This window comes from Rhodoblastus sp. (assembly GCF_041915505.1).
In the GTDB taxonomy this organism is placed as follows: domain Bacteria; phylum Pseudomonadota; class Alphaproteobacteria; order Rhizobiales; family Beijerinckiaceae; genus Rhodoblastus.
Map to the genome: position 1 here is coordinate 1 of NZ_JAYSBG010000043.1, position 16,568 is coordinate 16,568.

Consider the following 16,568-nt stretch of genomic DNA (forward strand, 5'->3'; position numbering starts at 1 on the left):
TCCCTCCCATCCCCACTCGACTCTAGGCGCGGCCTCTCCCGGGCCGCGCCCTTTTTCGCGGCGGCGCGCGGCGCTTTTCGAGGGCTTCCGCTATGGTCTCGACAAGACGGAATTTCATGGAAATCGCCGCATGGGGCGCGGCTTGCTTTCCGGCCATCGCCGAAACGGCGGCGGCGCAAGAGCCCCAAAAGCCCTATATCGCACAGCCCGGCGACGGCGGTTTTGCGCGCGGGGCAACGGCATTGCCGCCGGGCGGCGCCGTCGCATGGCATGATCCAAAAGACGTTGCAAACATGCCGGAGTTCCGCTTCGCGCTGGACGCCGAGAAGCCGCACGTGGCGTCCGGCGGCTGGGTCAAGGAAGTGTCGGCGCGCCAGCTTCCGATCAGCCGGGCCATCGCCGGCGTCCACGCCCTGCTCAATCCCGGCGCCGCGCGCGAATTGCACTGGCACGCCAGCGCGGCGGAATGGGCCATCGTGCTCGACGGACGCTGCCAGACGGTGGTGATCGACCCGGCCGGCGCGAGCGAGATCAATAATTTCGAGCCCGGCGATATCTGGTATTTCGCCAAGGGGCACGGCCACGCTATCCAGACCATCGGCGACAAGCCATGCAATCTGCTGCTGGCGTTCGACGACGGCGCCTTCTCGCCCGATATCGGCGCCTTTTCGATCACCGACTGGATCGACCTTTCGCCCAAGGACATGCTGGCGCAGGAATTCGGCGTTCCGAAAGACGTATTCGACGCCTTTCCCAAGGGCGAGACCTTCATCCAGGCCGGCCCGATCCTGAAGCCGGAAGACGCGCTGGAGGCGCCCTGGCCGAAGGACTCGACCCATAAATTCCGGCTGAGCCGCGACGCAAAATCCGCGCGCGATTTCGACGGCGGAAGCTTCCGCCTCGCCAGCGCGAAGGAATTTCCCGCCTCCAGAACCATGACCGGCGCAACCATGACTTTGGAGCGCGGCGCATTGCACAAGCTGCACTGGCACCCCAACGCCAGCGAACTGATCTATTTTCTGCGCGGCCGGGGACATGTGGCTTTGTTCGGCTCGGGCGGACGCGGAAAAATCGCGGCATTCGGCCCCGGCGACATCGCCGCGATTCCGGCGGGCTTCGGCCACGCCATCCGCAACACCGGCGACGACGAACTCGAAATGGTCCAGGTCTGGGACAGCGGCCAATTCGAGGAAATCCTGCTCGACCGCATGGTGCGGTCGAGCCCCGCTTATCTGCTCGCCAATAATTTCGCCGGCGTTCCGCAGGAGACCATCGCGCGCCTGAAACGCGGCTGAACGAAGACGCGACGGCGAAAACGCCGCGCGAAAGAAAGATCCGGGAGAGGAACGAGATGGAGGCGGCGAGCGAATTATCCATGTCCGCGCGAACGGTCGAAGTCGCGCGTCAGGTTCTGTCCGGCCGCGCCCGCGGCTGGCGTGGCCATCTCGCTTTTGTCGGGCCGGCCGTCGTCGCGTCGGTCGCCTATGTCGATCCCGGCAATATCGCGACCAATATGCAGGCCGGCGCGCGTTATGGCTATGGCCTGCTGTGGGTCGTGCTGTTCGCCAATGCCGTGGCCATGTTGTTTCAGGCCATGTCGGCAAAACTCGGCATCGTCACCGGGCGCAATCTCGCCGAACTCTGCCGCGACCATTTTCCCAAGCCGGTCGTGATGGCGATGTGGGTCGCGAGCGAAATCGCCGCCATGGCGACCGATCTCGCCGAATTCATCGGCGCGGCGTTGGGCTTTGCGCTGCTGTTCGACATTCCGCTGCCGATCGGCATGGTCGCGGCGGGTCTGGTCGTGTTCGGAATCCTGCTGTTCGAGAAGCGCGGTTTCCGCCAATTGGAAATCGTCATCGCGGTGCTGATCGCCGCCATCGCGATCTCTTACGTGCTGGAATTGTTCATCGCCCCGGTCGATTGGGCCGGCGCGGCGCTCGGCGCGACGACGCCAAGAATCGCGGATTCCGCGGCTTTGCTGCTGGCCGTCGGCATGATCGGCGCGACGGTGATGCCTCACGCCGTTTTTCTGCATTCCGGCATGACCCAACAACGCATTCCCGCCCGGACGCAACAGGATCGGCGCAAGCTGCTGCGCCTGTCCAATCGCGAGGTGGTCGTCGCGCTGAGCGTCGCCGGCCTGATCAATATCGCCATGGTCATGATGGCGGCGGCGGCTTTCCACGCCGGCGCCTCGGATGTCGCCGAAATCGAAACCGCCTATCGCAGTTTGACGGCGCTGCTCGGCAAGGGCGCGGCCGCTTTGTTTCTGATCTCGCTGCTGGCCTCGGGCCTGTCGAGCGCGGCGGTCGGGACCATGGCCGGCCAGATGATCATGCAGGGTTTTGTCGGATTTTCGATTCCGATCTGGCTGCGCCGCCTCGTCACCATGATCCCGTCCTTTGTCGTGGTCGGCCTCGGCGTGAAGGCCATCGACGCTTTGGTCTGGAGCCAGGTCGCGCTGAGCGTGCTGCTGCCGGTCCCGATGATCGCGCTGCTGGTTCTGGCGCGCCGCCGCGACCTGATGGGGCCCTTCGCCAATGGCAAGACGATCCAGGCGCTCGCCGGCGTCTCCGCGGCCATCGTTCTCGGCCTGAATCTCGTGCTCGTCGCGCAGGCCATGGGCTGAACGCCGCATCACCATCGAACAACAAGACAGGGAGGATCGAATGAGCATTTCAATCGGGGCCAAACAGCCGGCGGCGCCGGCCGGCTGGCTGGATCGCGAGGCCACCATCGCGCGGCCCGGCTTCAACCGCTGGCTGGTCCCGCCGGCGGCCCTCGCCATCCATCTCTGCATTGGCATGGCCTATGGCTTTTCGGTGTTCTGGCTGCCGCTGAGCCAGGCCATCGGCGTCACCAAGCCCGTCGCCTGCCCGGCCGAATCCGGCCTGATGACCGCGCTCTTCACCACCACCTGCGACTGGAAAATCGCCGATCTCGGCTGGATGTTCACGCTCTTCTTCGTGCTGCTCGGCTCCTCCGCCGCCATCTGGGGCGGCTGGCTGGAGCGCGCCGGCCCCCGCAGGGCCGGCGTGGTCGCCGCCTTCTGCTGGGCCGGCGGACTGCTGATCGGCGCGCTCGGCGTCTATTGGCACCAGCTCTGGCTGCTCTGGCTCGGCCCGGGCGTGATCGGCGGCGTCGGCCTCGGCTTGGGCTATATTTCGCCGGTCTCGACTCTCATCAAATGGTTCCCCGACCGGCGCGGCATGGCGACCGGCATGGCGATCATGGGCTTTGGCGGCGGCGCCATGATCGGCTCGCCGCTCGCCACGCTGTTGATGAACCATTTCAAGACGCCGACTTCCGTCGGCGTGTGGCAGACCTTTCTCGTCCTCGGCTGCGTCTATTTCGTCTATATGCTCGGCGGCGCCTTCGGCTATCGCGTGCCGCCGCACGGCTGGCGCCCGCATGGCTGGACGCCCGCGCCGACGAAAAAAGGCATGATCACCCATGGCGACGTCCATCTTAACGACGCGCTGAAGACGCCGCAGTTCTGGCTGATCTGGGCGGTTTTGTGCCTGAACGTCTCGGCCGGCATCGGCGTGCTCGGCATGGCCTCGCCGATGTTGCAGGAGATCTTCGGCGGCGCGCTGCTCGGCAAGCCCGAACTGGGTTTCGCCGCGCTCGACGGCGGCCAGAAGGCGGCCATAGCCGGGATCGCGGCGGGCTTCGCCGGCCTGCTCTCGCTGTTCAACATTGCCGGGCGCATCGGCTGGGCGACCATTTCCGACCGGCTCGGCCGCAAGAACACGTTTTTCATGTTCTTCCTGCTCGGCATTGCGCTCTACGCCAGCACGCCGACCTTCGCCCATATGGGAAACAAGGCCCTGTTCGTCGGCGCCTTTTGCGTGATCCTGTCGATGTATGGCGGCGGTTTCGCCACCGTGCCGGCCTATCTCGCGGATATTTTCGGCACCCAATATGTCGGCGCGATCCACGGCCGCCTGCTGACCGCCTGGTCCACGGCGGGCATCGTCGGCCCGGTGGTCGTCAATTATATCCGCGAGTTCAACAAGGCCGCGGGCGTCCCCGCCGACCGGCTCTATGACGTCACCATGTATGTGCTGGCGGGCTTTCTGGTGCTCGGCCTGATCTGCAACGCTTTGGTGCGGCCGGTCGATCCGAAATGGCTGATGCCGGAAAAGGAATCGGCGGCGCGCCAGGCGGCGCAAGCCATTCCGTCGGGACCGATCGGCGAGCACGGCATCGGCGAGGGCGGATTCGACCTCAAGACAGCTCTGGCCTGGGCGGTGGTCGGGATTCCGCTGGCCTGGGGCGTGGTCCAGACTTTTGAGAAGGTGTTGAAGATCTTTTCCTGATCGTGTTTGAACGCCGCGCGCCGACCTCAAAAGGCCCGGCGCGCGCAGCCGCCCGATGAGACCATGGTTCCGTCCGCCCCTCGGCCGCCTGTGAGCTTAACGCGTATTCGGGACCCGGACGCCCACGCGGGCGAGCGCGTTTCGGCACGGAGCGCCGGCCTCGGCGAGTCGGTGATTCATGCAGGAGCGGAGGGACGACGCCCGCGCGGTTTGGCCGCAAATCCGTCGCGCGTCCGCTTCGCAGTGACGCGCGGCGGCGACGACATGCGGAAGCTTCTGGCCGCAAGAACGCGACAGCCTGTCCGAATGGGCGTCGAAACAGGTCCGCAATCGGCTGCCGCCCAATTGAACGTCGCCGCAGGCCGAATTCAGCGCCCAATAGCACGCCAGATTCGAGATCGCCGCGGCCGCCGGGAAATTGGCGCCCGCCATGAAAATCACTGCGCCAATGATGGCGGATCGCCGGAACATCCTGACATCCTGCGTCTTGTTCAAACATTCCGCGACGTGAGGAAACACGTCCGTGCGATCGCCCGCTTTTGATAGCCGGGCCGATTTTGATTTTCAAGACAATCCACTCGCCGCAATCGCTCGTGCGCAGCGACGACGCGCGGCCATGATAGCCGATGGGCGCGTATTTGTAGTTGGGCAGCAGCGGATGATCGGGCCGGAACTGTTTGCCGACATTCATGGCGTGATGAATGCCGACGTAGAAATCGGTGTCGTCCCCGACCATCGCCGGCATATGCAGCGCCCAATCCGCCGCCGCGAACAGATGCGGCGACAGCGCGTCGGGACGCCCCGCGTCGCTCAGCAATTCTTCCACTTGATCGAGCAGCCCATCGAGGGCGTCTGGCAGGGCGGGATCCTGTTGTCGCCGGCTATGGCTCTCATGGCTTCGACCAGTTCGCGCCGGGCCCCGGCCGGCGGCGGGGCGGTTCGTCCCTCGTCGAGGCGGCCGCGATATTTCAGCTTGCCATCCGCGCCATAGCCGAAAAAATCCGGCGTGCAGACCGCGTCATAAGCGCGCGCGACCTGCTGCGATTCGTCGTGAAGATAAGGAAAAGGCAAAGCGTGCCGCTGCGCGAATGCATTCATCCGGGGGAAGGAATCGTCGGGATAAGCCGCCGCGTCATTGGAGCAGATGGCGGCGAAGCCGATTCCCTCGGCCATGAGCGTCCGCGCGTCAGCCGCAAGACGGTCGATGACGGCGACCACATAGGGACAATGATTGCAGATGAAGACGATCACCGTCCCCTTTTCGCCGGCGACATCGGCGAAACTGTGTGTCTTGCCGTCGACGCCGGGCAAAGCGAAATCCGGCGCGGGAAGATCGAAGAGGATGTTCGAGGGGCTGGCCGCCATATTCGCCTCCCGTTCAGGGGCTTTTCGCGCGATCCGTCGCCTCTGGCCGGCGCGTCAAAAGGTCGGCGGCGAGAGTGGCCCTTTCAGCCGGGAGAATCAACGCCCGGCGCGGCGGCGGCGTGATTGACCAGCGACACCGGCGGCCTTGTCGCGGCAGGCCCCCACGGAGCAAGCTTGTCGAACTGCGGCGGCTCGTTCCGCTGAACGCCGCTCTTGCGCCCGGCGGGCGCTTCGACCAGCAGGCCGCCGGCCCCCATCTGCCGAATGTCGCCCGCAGTGACGGGGAGATCGGCAAGCAGGCGCTGGAGCACCCAATCAAAGCCGTTCGCCTTGCTGGAGCGGGCGCAGCCGGGCGCGCCGATGATGGGGCGGCGGTCGGCGGTTTCGGCGAGCAGGAGCAGATTGCCCGGCTCGACCGGCATGCCAAGATGAATGACACGGCCCCCGGCCTGTTCAATCGCCGCCGGAATGACGTCGCGACGATCCGTGATGGCGGAGGCGCCGAAGATCACGATGAGGTCGATGTCCTGCCTCATCGAGGCGATCGCCCCGGCCAAGGCCGCGGTCTCATGCGTCGTTTCCAACCGGGCCGCGATCTGCGAGCCCCACGGCTTGAGCCGATTTTCGAGAACGTCGAGGGTTTTTCGGACCGTCGTCGCCTTGAGCCCGGGCAGGAGCGTGGAGACCACGCCGACGCGGTGCGGCGTGAAGGGCGCGACCGCGAGCCGGCCGCCGCCGATCGCCGCTTTGGCCTTGTCGAGACTTGCGGAAGAAATGGCGAAAGGGATGATCTTGACCGTCGCGACCATGTCGCCCTTTCGAACAGGCCGCATCGGTTCGAGCGTCGCCAGCGTGACGCCGTCGTCGATGGCATTGACGGCGTCTATGAACTGTCGCTCCGCGACGAAAACGCCGTCGCAGGCGGCGAAGAGATTGGCGCGGCCGGTCGTCGGCGTTTTGGGGAAAAGGTTTCGGCCCGCGACGGCGCCCGCTATGGCGTGAGCGGCCTGGTCCTCCTCGATATCGTCCGGATCCAGTCGCGCCACGACAATGGTTTCGACGCCCAAAGCGCGCAAGGACTCGATATGGCGCTGCGTGACGATATCGCCCTTCTTCAGCAGCAGGCCGCCGGTTTTCACGGCATGGGCGACGACGCCGCCAAGGCTGTCTTCAATCGCTACGGCGCCAAAACGCATTTTTCCCACGCGATGAGCATCGCGGCCCCGGCTCGAAGGACGACGGCGTCGCCGCCGCGCCGTGTTGAATGAAAGCGCCTTAAGCGTGGCGCTCACGAACTGTTGATCGCCGTCGGCGGACGATCTCGCTGCGGGGAAAAAGCCCTCGCCCCCGCGCCGGACAACCGCCTCGGCCGATGGTCAGAGGCTCGGAGCGCCGGCGTGGAGATGCAATGACTATTGTTCAAATCGCCTGTCCGGCGCACGAAACGCCAGCGGCCCGCGCGAATTGTAGCGCGCGCGCACGAATCGCGGCGTTTTTGGCGCCTATCGAAAGCCTTCAAACAAAAAGGAAGTGGGTATAGGATTTACAGATTCCGGTCAGACGCCTCAGGACGCGCCAAGAGCCAAAAAAGTCCACGGCCGATCGGGGGAGGAAAAGAGATGGTCCTCGAACCGTGGCTCGTCGCCTTGTCGGTCGTCATGGCCGTGCAAGGCGGCTATGTAGGCCTGACCTTCGCCATGGAGGCGCAAGGTCGGGTCGGGTTATCGCGCAAATTCCGCACCGCCGTCGCCGCTTTGACGCTGGCCGTCGGCGTGTGGACCATGCATTTCGTCGGCATTCTCGCCGCGGAATTGCCCAATGACGCAACCTTTCTCGTGCTCCCGACGCTGGTTTCGTTCCTGATCTGCGTCATCGTCGTCGGCGTCGGCGTTTGCGCGGTGCAGATGCCGATTTCGCCCCGGCTGCGGATCGCCATCGGCGCCCTGGCGATGGGAAGCGGCATTTTCGTCATGCATTTCCTGGGGATGTTCGCGATCGAATCGGCCGACCGCTATCAAACCGACCTGCTCCATATGGTGCTGTCGCTGTTCGTGGCGATTTCGGCGAGCGCGCTCGCCATGTGGCTGCTCAATCGTTCGACCACGGCGATCCCGATCTGGCTCGCGGCGGTGATCCTCGGCGTCGCTATTGCGGGGATGCATTACACGGCCATGGCCGGCACCAGCTTCGTCCTCTGCGCGGTCCGGCCGCCAAACGCCGCGCCCGTCCTGTCCCGGGATTCGCTGGCCATTGTCGTCGCGCTCATCGGCTTCACAATATCCGGCGGCTTCCTGCTGTCGTTCATTCCCGAACGGTCTTCGGCCGATCAACCGATCTCGGAATGCGCCGATGAAGCCGTCAGCCAAAGCGGCGTAGCGCCCGAGGCAGCGCCCGCGCTGGTCGCGGCCGAGGCGACGCCCGACAAAGCCCCCCGCTTCGCCGATTTCCTGACCGTCGAAAAGGACGGGCGCGCGCGGACCATTCCGGTCGGCGAGATTCGCTCCGTCCGCGCCAATGCGCATTACACTTATATCTCCGACGGGAAATGCGAATATTTCTGCAAGCTGCCGATCAACGCCGTGGAGGCCAGTCTCGACGGGCGGATTTTTATGCGCGTGCATCGGTCTTATCTGGTGGCGATTCCGCATGTCGGGCGTATCAACCGCCACGGCGAAAACAGCATTGTCGAGATCAAGGACGCCTCGCCGCAACGCAGCATTCCCGTGGCGCGCGGCCGGACCGCGGCGCTGCGCCAACGCGTCGCGCTGCTCGACATGAACGGTCTGAGGCTGCAGCCGGCCGCATTTCATGAATGAGCCGCCCGCATTTCGTGCAAGGCCGGCCGCAAGTCGTTCAAGCGGGAAGCGCATAAGCCAATAAACGTTGTTTGTGCGCTGCGATCCGAAAAATCCTCCGGGTCTGTCCCACCCCGGAGGTCGGCATGATTCCCGGCAGCTTCACCTATCACAAACCGCAATCCATCAGCGAGGCTTCGGCGCTGCTCGCGAGCCTCGGCGACGAAGCGCGCCCGCTCGCCGGCGGCCACAGCCTCATCCCGATGATGAAACTGCGCATGGCCACGCCGCAGCATCTGGTCGATCTCGGCGGCATAGCGGGATTGAAAGGCGTGACCGTCGAGAACGGGACGCTGGTCATCGGCGCCATGACCACCCAGGCCGAGCTGATCGCCTCCGACCTCATCAAGGCGCAGGCCCCGATCCTGATCGAAACTTCGCTGATGATCGCCGACCCGCAGGTCCGTTCTTGCGGCACGATCGGCGGCAATGTCGCCAATGGCGATCCCGGCAATGACATGCCGGCGGTCATGATGGCGCTCGGCGCCTCTTATCGCCTGGCCGGACCCGGCGGCGCCGAACGGACGGTCGCCGCGCGCGATTTTTATCAGGGCGCCTATTTCACCGATCTGCAGCCGGGCGAAATCCTCGTCGCCGTGGTCGCGCCGAACCCGCCGCGCGGCCACGGCTACGCATACGAGAAGATGAAGCGCAAGATCGGCGATTACGCCACCGCCGCCGCCGCCGTCATCCTCACCCGCCGGAATGGCGTCATCGCCGATTGCGCGATCACGCTGACCAATGTCGGCGAGACGGCGCTGGTCGCGGAAGAAGCCGCGCGCGCCGTCATCGGTTCGGCGCTCGATCCAGCAACGCTCAAGCGGGCGACCGCCGCCGCCGAGGCCATCGCCTCCCCCGCGACCGATGGGCGCGGCACGGCCGCCTACCGCACCAAAGTCGCCGGGGTGATGGTCGCGCGCGCCTTGCGCCGCGCCTTCGACCGCGCCGCCAACGCCTGAAGCCGCTTCGTCAGGAGACGTCAATGGAAAAACTTCACATCAAAATGACGGTCAATGGCGACCCGGTCGAAGCTTTGGTCGAACCGCGCACGCTGCTCATCCATTTCATCCGCGAGCAGTTGAACCTGACCGGCGCCCATATCGGCTGCGACACCAGCCATTGCGGCGCCTGCACCGTCGATCTCGACGGCCGGTCGGTCAAATCCTGCACCCTTTTCTCGGTTCAGGCCAATGGCGCGAGCATCACCACCATCGAGGGCATGGCGGCGCCGGACGGAACCCTGCACGCGATCCAGGACGCCTTTCGCCGGATGCATGGCCTGCAATGCGGCTTTTGCACGCCGGGCATGGTGATGCGCGCGCACCGCCTGCTGCAGGAAATTCCCAATCCGACCGAAGAGCAGATTCGCTTCGGGATCGCCGGCAATCTCTGCCGCTGCACCGGCTACCAGAACATCGTCAAGGCGATTCAAAGCGCCGCCGCCGAACTGAGCGGCGCGCCTTTGCAGGAGGTCGCGGAATGAACGAGCATGTCGTCACCAAGGAGCAGCGCGAAGCCCGTCTCGAAGGCATCGGCTGCAAGCGCAAGCGCGTCGAAGACGTGCGCTTCACCCAGGGCAAGGGCAATTATGTCGACGACATCAAATTGCCCGGCATGCTGTTCGGCGATTTCTGCCGGTCGTCCTATGCCCATGCGCGCATCAGGAAACTTGACGTCTCCAAGGCCAAGGCCCTACCCGGCGTGCGCGCCGTGCTCACCGCTGAAGACCTCAAGCCGCTGAAGCTGCACTATATGCCGACGCTCGCCGGCGATGTCGCGGCGGTGCTGGCCGACGAGAAAGTGCTCTACCAGAACCAGGAAATCGCCTTTGTGGTCGCCGACGATCGCTATATCGCCGCCGACGCCATTGAACTGATCGAAGTCGATTATGAAGAGCTGCCGCCGCTGATCGATCCGTGGAAGGCGATGGACCAGGACGCGCCGCTGCTGCGCGAGGACATCAAGGACAAGATGACCGGCGCCCATGGCGCGCGCAAACATTACAATCACATTTTCAACTGGCAGGTCGGCGACCGACCCGCGACTGACGAGGTCTTCGCCAAGGCCCCGGTGACGACGAAGGAGACCTTCTTCTATCACCGCACCCATCCCTCGCCGCTCGAAACCTGCCAGAGCCTCGCGTCCTTCGACAAGATCAAGGGCGAACTCACCCTCTATGGCACGTTCCAGGCGCCGCATGTCGTGCGCACGGTGGTCGCTCTGCTGTCCGGCGTGCCCGAAGCGAAGATCCATGTGATCGCGCCCGATATCGGCGGCGGTTTCGGCAACAAGGTCGGCGTTTATCCCGGCTATGTCTGTTCGATCGTCGCCTCCATCGTCCTCGGCAAGCCGGTGAAATGGGTCGAGGATCGCATGGAGAATCTGTCGACCACCTCGTTTGCCCGCGACTATCACATGACGGTCGAACTGGCCGCGACGCAGGACGGCCGCATCCTGGGCATGCGCTGCCATGTGCTGGCCGATCACGGCGCTTTCGACGCCTGCGCCGACCCGAGCAAATGGCCGGCCGGCTTCATGAATATCTGCACCGGCTCCTATGACATTCCGGTCGCCCATCTCGAAGTCGACGGTGTCTATACCAACAAGGCGCCCGGCGGCGTGGCCTATCGCTGCTCGTTCCGCGTCACCGAAGCCGCTTATGCGATCGAGCGCGGGATCGAGGTTCTGGCGCAAAAACTCGGGATGGATTCGGTCGATCTGCGGTTGAAGAATTTCATCCGCCGCGAGCAGTTCCCGTACCATTCCGCGCTCGGCTGGGAATATGATTCCGGCGATTATCATTTGGCGATGAACAAGGCCATGGAGGCGGTCGGCTATCGCCAATTGCGCGAGGAGCAGGCGCGCAAACGCGAGGCGTTCAAGCGCGGCGAGACGCGCGAGATCATGGGAATCGGCGTTTCCTTCTTCACCGAAATCGTCGGCGCCGGGCCTTCGAAAAACTGCGACATTCTCGGCGTCGCCATGTTCGATTCCTGCGAGATCCGCGTACATCCGACGGGCTCGGCCATCGCGCGCATGGGCACCAAGAGCCAGGGCCAGAGTCACGAAACGACCTACGCCCAGATCATCGCGACCGAAATCGGCATTCCGGCCGACGCCATCAGTGTCGAGGAAGGCAATACCGACACGGCGCCCTATGGGCTCGGCACTTACGGCTCGCGCTCGACCCCGGTGGCGGGCGCGGCCATCGCCATGGCCGCGCGAAAAATCCGCGCCAAGGCGCAGATGATCGCGGCGCATCTTCTTGAGGTCCATCACAACGATCTCGAATGGGATGTCGACGGTTTTCAGGTCAAAGGCCTGCCCGAAAAGCGCATGGCGATGAAGGACATCGCCTGGGCCGCCTATAACAAGGGCGTGCCCAATCTGGAGCCGGGCCTCGAAGCGGTCAGTTATTACGATCCGCCCAACATGACCTATCCGTTCGGCGCCTATTTCTGCGTGATGGACATCGACGTCGATACGGGCGCCGTCAAGGTTCGGCGCTTCTACGCGCTCGACGATTGCGGGACGCGCATCAATCCGATGATCATCGAGGGCCAGGTTCACGGCGGCCTCACCGAGGCGCTCGCGGTCGCGATGGGACAGGAGATTCGCTACGACGCGGCGGGAAATGTGCTCGGCGCCTCCTTCATGGATTTCTTCCTGCCGACGGCGGTCGAAACGCCGCATTGGGAGACCGACCACACCGTCACGCCGTCGCCGCATCATCCGATCGGCGCCAAGGGCGTGGGCGAAAGCCCCCATGTCGGCGGCGTGCCCTGTTTCTCCAATGCCGTGAACGACGCCCTCGCGTTCCTGGGCGCCGTCCATATCGACATGCCGCACGATTCCTGGCGCATCTGGGAAGCGGCGGAGAAACTAGGCGCCCACGACTGAGGGCGAGACAGGAAACGAGCAATGGGCGCCAATCCGTCGGTTCGCAACGACATCAGCGATCGCCTCGCGGCGGTCGGCTATATCGCCGACCCGTCGCTGGCGACGGCGCTCTGGGCGATGGACCTGCTCGGCCGTCCGCTGTTCCTCGAAGGCGAGGCGGGCGTCGGCAAGACGGAAGTCGCCAAGGCGCTCGCCGCCGTTCATGACGCGCGCTTGATCCGGCTGCAATGCTATGAGGGCCTCGATCAATATGCCGCGCTCTACGAATGGAACTACCAGCGCCAGCTTCTCGCCATCAAGGCGCGCGAAGGACGCGACCATGACGAACTGATCGAAAGCGAGATTTTCTCCGAAGCCTTTCTGCTCGAACGGCCGCTGCTCGCCGCGATCCGATCGGAAAAGCCGGTCGTCCTGCTGATCGACGAAGTCGATCGCGCCGACGAGGAGTTCGAAGCCTTTCTGCTCGAACTTCTGTCCGATTTCCAGATCACCATTCCGGAGCTTGGCACGATCAAGGCGCGCTCGACGCCGCGCGTGGTGCTGACGTCAAACGGATCGCGCGACATTTCCGACGCCTTGCGGCGCCGCTGCCTCTATCATTACATCGATTTTCCCGAGCCCGATCGCGAGGCGGCGATCATCCGCGCGCGGCGTCCGGATATCGAAGCCAGTCTCGCACTGCAGGTTGCGCGCTTCCTGCGCGCAATCCGCAAGGAGGAATTGCAGAAGGCGCCGGGCGTCGGCGAAACGCTCGATTTCGTCGCCGCGCTCGCCGGCATCGGCCAGCGCGATCTCGGCGAGAATCCGGGCGCCATCCGCGAGATTCTCCTGACCTTGCTGAAGACCCGCGAGGATCAGATCCGGCTTTCGCCGGAGACGATCACGCGGCTCGTCGCGGGGGCGGCTTGATGAATCACATCCCCTCGCCGCATGAGGCCAATCCCCTGCTCTCGCGTCTGTTCGCCTTCATCCGCGATCTGCGCGAAAACGGCTTTGTCGTCGGCCTCGCCGAAAGCCAGGATTCCGTCCGCATCCTGTGCGCCCTTGAGCGCGGCGACATCAAATTGTTCCGCGACGCCTTGCGCGGGCTTGTCGCAACGCGCCGTGAGGATTGGGAGCGTTTCGACGCCTTGTTCGACGCCTTCTGGCTGGCGCGCGGCCTACGCGGCCGGGTGACGTTCAGCGACGGCCGCAAGACGCCGCAAGCGGAAGGAAATGCGTCGGCAGGGGCCGGCGACACGTCCGGGCGGAAAAGGAAAAGCGAAGCCGAAACGTCCGAAACGGACGCCGCCGAACGCGACGAGACGGAAGCCGGACGCGGGCGCGCCTCGGCAGCGGAATCGCTTTTCAAGAGCGACTTTCGCCATCTGCTCGATCCCAAGCAGATGGAGCGCGCGAGCGCCTTTGCGGAACGCCTGTCGCGTCTGATGCGGACGCGGCTCAGCCGGCGCGACCGGGCCGGTCGCCACGGCCGGCGGCTTGATTTCCGGCGGGTCATCCACCGCAATATCGGGCATGGCGGCGCGCCGGTCGAACTGGTCTTTCGCAGGCGGCGCCGCAAGCCGCTCAAACTGATCCTGCTGCTCGATTCATCCGGCTCGATGGATCCCTATACGCCCTTCTTCCTGCGCTTCGCTCACGGCGCGCTCAGTCACTTTCGCCAGGCGGCGGCCTTTCTGTTCCACACCCGTCTGGTCGAGGTCACGTCGGCGATCCGCGACAAGGACCGGCAGCGCGCGACCGACAAGCTCGCCTTGCTGGCGCAGGGCGTCGGCGGCGGCACCCGCATCGGCGAATGCCTTGCGGCCTTCAACGCGCGCCACGCGCAGCGCGCGATCACTTCGCGCTCGGCGGTGATGATCGTTTCCGACGGTTTCGAGACCGCCGAGCCCGATCTTCTGAAAGAGGCGATGCGTCATTTGCGGCGGCGCTGCCGGCGCATCGTCTGGCTCAATCCGCTGCTCGGCCGGCCGGGCTACGAGCCGAAAAGCGTCGGGATGAATGCGGCCTTGCCCTTCGTCGATCTGTTCGCGCCGGCCCACAATCTCGCGAGTCTCGCCGCGCTTGAATCCTATCTGGCCAAATTGTGATGGAGCGCGTCATGTCCTCCAATCCCGATATCTGGAACGTGATGGCCCGCCTGAGGGAGGGCGGCGTTCCCTTCGCGCTGGTGTCAGTGGTGCGCACCGTTTCGGTTACCGCCGCCAAGGCCGGCGCGCACGCCATCATTCTCGAAGACGGCGCGATCCATTGGGGCTGGATCGGCGGCGGCTGCGCGCGCGGCGCGACGATCAAGGCGGCGCGTGAATGCATCGCGGACGGGCAGTCGCGCCTGATCTCCGTCCAGCCCGGCGACAGGCTCGCCGGGATCGGGGTCAAGGCCGGCGACACGCGCGAAGGCGTGCGTTACGCGCGCAATATGTGCCCGAGCGAGGGGACCATGGACCTGTTCATCGAACCGATCTTGCCGCCGCCCGAACTGGTCGTCATGGGCGCCTCGCCCGTCGCACTCGTTTTGGTCGAACTCGCCGGGCGCTTCGGCTTCGACGTGACCGCCGCCGCGCCGGAGAGCGCCCATCCGCTCCTCGACGCCGCCGCGCGACGCATCGTCGGTTTCGAACTGCCCAAGACCCGGCGACAGAGATTCATCGTCGTCTCGACGCAAGGCGCCGGCGACGAGGCGGCGCTGACCGCCGCGCTCGCCCATCCCTTCGCTCAGGTTCTGTTCGTCGGCTCCCGCCGCAAGGCGGCCGCCCTCGCTTCCGAACTGCGCGAGCAGGGAATCGAACCCGCGCGGCTCGACGCCGTCAAGGCGCCGGCGGGTCTCGATATCGGCGCGGTCACGCCGGACGAGATCGCCTTGTCGATCCTGGCCGAACTCGTGCAGATCCGCGCCCGGCCCGCCCGGAGCGCGGTCGGCCTCGTCGCCTGAAAATTTTCATTCTCCCAAGGAGAGACGCGCAAAATGGACATGAACGATTCCCGGACCATTCCCGCTCCCCGCGACATCGTATGGGCGGCGCTCAACGACCCCGACGTGCTGAAACAATGTATCCCCGGCTGCGAAAGCATTGAACGTCTGTCCGACACCGAGATGCAGGCGGTCTCCACGCTGCGGGTCGGACCGATCAAGGCCTCCTTCAAGGGCAAGGTGGTGTTTTCGGATATCGATCCGCCCAACGGCTATCGCATCGCCGGGGAAGGATCGGGCGGCATGGCCGGCCACGCCAAGGGCGGCGCCAAAGTGACCTTGCAGCCGGCGGGCGCCGAGACGATTCTTCACTACGAAGTGAAGGCGGAGGTCGGGGGCAAGCTCGCGCAGCTCGGCGGCCGGCTGATCGACGCCACGGCGAAAAAACTCGCCGGCGAATTTTTCGAGAAATTCGGCGAAGTCGTCGCCCGCGAACAGGCTGTAGCGCCATCGGTCGCGGAGGCGCCGAAGCAGGGCTGGCTCGCCGCTTTGTTCTCGCTGTCGTGGCTGCGCGGATGGCTCGGCGGCCTGTTCGGCAAATCCACCGCCGCTTGCCTGCTGATCGTGGGCCTGACCCTTCCGACTTGTTGCCTCGACGGGTCCCACCATCGCGGCGGCGAATTGCTGTTCCCCATTTGCGCCGCGAAATAGGCGGCGGCGGTCGCGCCATGGACCAGACGACGGAACGGCGACACGATTGCAAGCCTCCATCGGATGACGGCGATCGCGCCGTCTCCGACCGGGACATTCTGTTGCGCGCGCAAGAATGGATCGAACAAGGCCGCGCCGTCGCTCTGGCCACGGTGGTCGAAACCTGGGGATCGGCGCCGCGCCCGGTCGGCAGCCATCTCGTCATTGACAAAGACGGTCGGTTTTTCGGTTCGGTCTCCGGCGGCTGCGTCGAGGGCGACGTCATTGTCGCGGCGCTCGACGCAATCGAATCCGGCGCGCCCGCCTTGCTGGACTTTGGCGTGAGCAATGAAACCGCCTGGCGCGTCGGATTGTCCTGCGGCGGGCGCATCAGAATCTTCGTCGAAAGGATCGATTGATGCGGCGCGAGATTCTGTTCGCGATGAACGAGGACATGGCGCGGCGCCGCCCTTGCGTTCTCATCACCGATCTCGACAGCGGCGATCAGCGCCTGGCGCGCGC

Annotated in this window: 14 protein-coding genes; 12 read left to right on the top strand and 2 right to left on the bottom strand. The window is 65.1% G+C overall.

The window, feature by feature from the left end; translation table 11 throughout:
* Nucleotides 1-92: 92 nt before the first annotated feature.
* The 3 genes from ACE3S9_RS04935 to ACE3S9_RS04945 all read left to right on the top strand — a co-directional run bounded on the left by ACE3S9_RS04935 (nucleotide 93) and on the right by ACE3S9_RS04945 (nucleotide 4,325).
* Complete coding sequence (locus ACE3S9_RS04935) at nucleotides 93-1,295, top strand: cupin domain-containing protein (protein WP_374545324.1); 1,203 nt, start codon at nucleotides 93-95, stop codon at nucleotides 1,293-1,295.
* Nucleotides 1,296-1,375: 80 nt separating this feature from the next.
* Nucleotides 1,376-2,632, top strand: a complete 1,257-nt coding sequence (locus ACE3S9_RS04940) for an Nramp family divalent metal transporter (protein ID WP_374545325.1) — start codon at nucleotides 1,376-1,378, stop codon at nucleotides 2,630-2,632.
* A gap of 40 nt (nucleotides 2,633-2,672) precedes the next feature.
* Nucleotides 2,673-4,325 (top strand): OFA family MFS transporter, encoded by a 1,653-nt coding sequence (locus tag ACE3S9_RS04945; RefSeq protein WP_374545326.1) that lies wholly within the window; start codon nucleotides 2,673-2,675, stop codon nucleotides 4,323-4,325.
* Nucleotides 4,326-5,135: 810 nt separating this feature from the next.
* On the opposite strand, the gene ACE3S9_RS04950 is transcribed toward ACE3S9_RS04945, so the two are convergent.
* Entirely contained in the window at nucleotides 5,136-5,690 is a 555-nt protein-coding gene (locus tag ACE3S9_RS04950; RefSeq protein WP_374545327.1) for a thioredoxin family protein, read from the bottom strand.
* Nucleotides 5,691-5,773: 83 nt separating this feature from the next.
* A complete protein-coding gene (locus ACE3S9_RS04955) occupies nucleotides 5,774-6,886 on the bottom strand; it encodes a molybdopterin-binding protein (RefSeq protein WP_374545328.1) in 1,113 nt (370 codons plus the stop codon).
* A gap of 423 nt (nucleotides 6,887-7,309) precedes the next feature.
* On the opposite strand from ACE3S9_RS04955, the gene ACE3S9_RS04960 reads away from it, so the two are divergent.
* The 9 genes from ACE3S9_RS04960 to ACE3S9_RS05000 all read left to right on the top strand — a co-directional run bounded on the left by ACE3S9_RS04960 (nucleotide 7,310) and on the right by ACE3S9_RS05000 (nucleotide 16,465).
* A complete protein-coding gene (locus ACE3S9_RS04960) occupies nucleotides 7,310-8,506 on the top strand; it encodes an MHYT domain-containing protein (RefSeq protein WP_374545329.1) in 1,197 nt (398 codons plus the stop codon).
* Nucleotides 8,507-8,631: 125 nt separating this feature from the next.
* Nucleotides 8,632-9,504: a xanthine dehydrogenase family protein subunit M gene (locus tag ACE3S9_RS04965; RefSeq protein WP_374545330.1), complete on the top strand. Its 873-nt coding sequence runs from the start codon at nucleotides 8,632-8,634 to the stop codon at nucleotides 9,502-9,504.
* Nucleotides 9,505-9,527: 23 nt separating this feature from the next.
* Nucleotides 9,528-10,028 (top strand): (2Fe-2S)-binding protein, encoded by a 501-nt coding sequence (locus ACE3S9_RS04970; RefSeq protein WP_374545331.1) that lies wholly within the window; start codon nucleotides 9,528-9,530, stop codon nucleotides 10,026-10,028.
* A complete protein-coding gene (locus ACE3S9_RS04975; protein WP_374545332.1) occupies nucleotides 10,025-12,445 on the top strand; it encodes an aerobic carbon-monoxide dehydrogenase large subunit in 2,421 nt (806 codons plus the stop codon). Before ACE3S9_RS04970 ends, ACE3S9_RS04975 begins: the two co-directional genes overlap by 4 nt.
* 21 nt (nucleotides 12,446-12,466) lie before the next feature.
* Nucleotides 12,467-13,354: an AAA family ATPase gene (locus ACE3S9_RS04980; protein ID WP_374545333.1), complete on the top strand. Its 888-nt coding sequence runs from the start codon at nucleotides 12,467-12,469 to the stop codon at nucleotides 13,352-13,354.
* Nucleotides 13,354-14,535, top strand: coding sequence for a VWA domain-containing protein (locus tag ACE3S9_RS04985; protein WP_374545334.1), 1,182 nt, complete (start codon nucleotides 13,354-13,356; stop codon nucleotides 14,533-14,535). Before ACE3S9_RS04980 ends, ACE3S9_RS04985 begins: the two co-directional genes overlap by 1 nt.
* Before the next feature lie 11 nt (nucleotides 14,536-14,546).
* A complete protein-coding gene (locus ACE3S9_RS04990) occupies nucleotides 14,547-15,377 on the top strand; it encodes an XdhC family protein (protein WP_374545335.1) in 831 nt (276 codons plus the stop codon).
* Between the two features lie 39 nt (nucleotides 15,378-15,416).
* A complete protein-coding gene (locus ACE3S9_RS04995) occupies nucleotides 15,417-16,067 on the top strand; it encodes a carbon monoxide dehydrogenase subunit G (RefSeq protein WP_374545336.1) in 651 nt (216 codons plus the stop codon).
* A 17-nt stretch (nucleotides 16,068-16,084) separates the two neighbouring features.
* A complete protein-coding gene (locus ACE3S9_RS05000; protein WP_374545337.1) occupies nucleotides 16,085-16,465 on the top strand; it encodes an XdhC family protein in 381 nt (126 codons plus the stop codon).
* The last annotated feature ends 103 nt before the right edge of the window (nucleotides 16,466-16,568 follow it).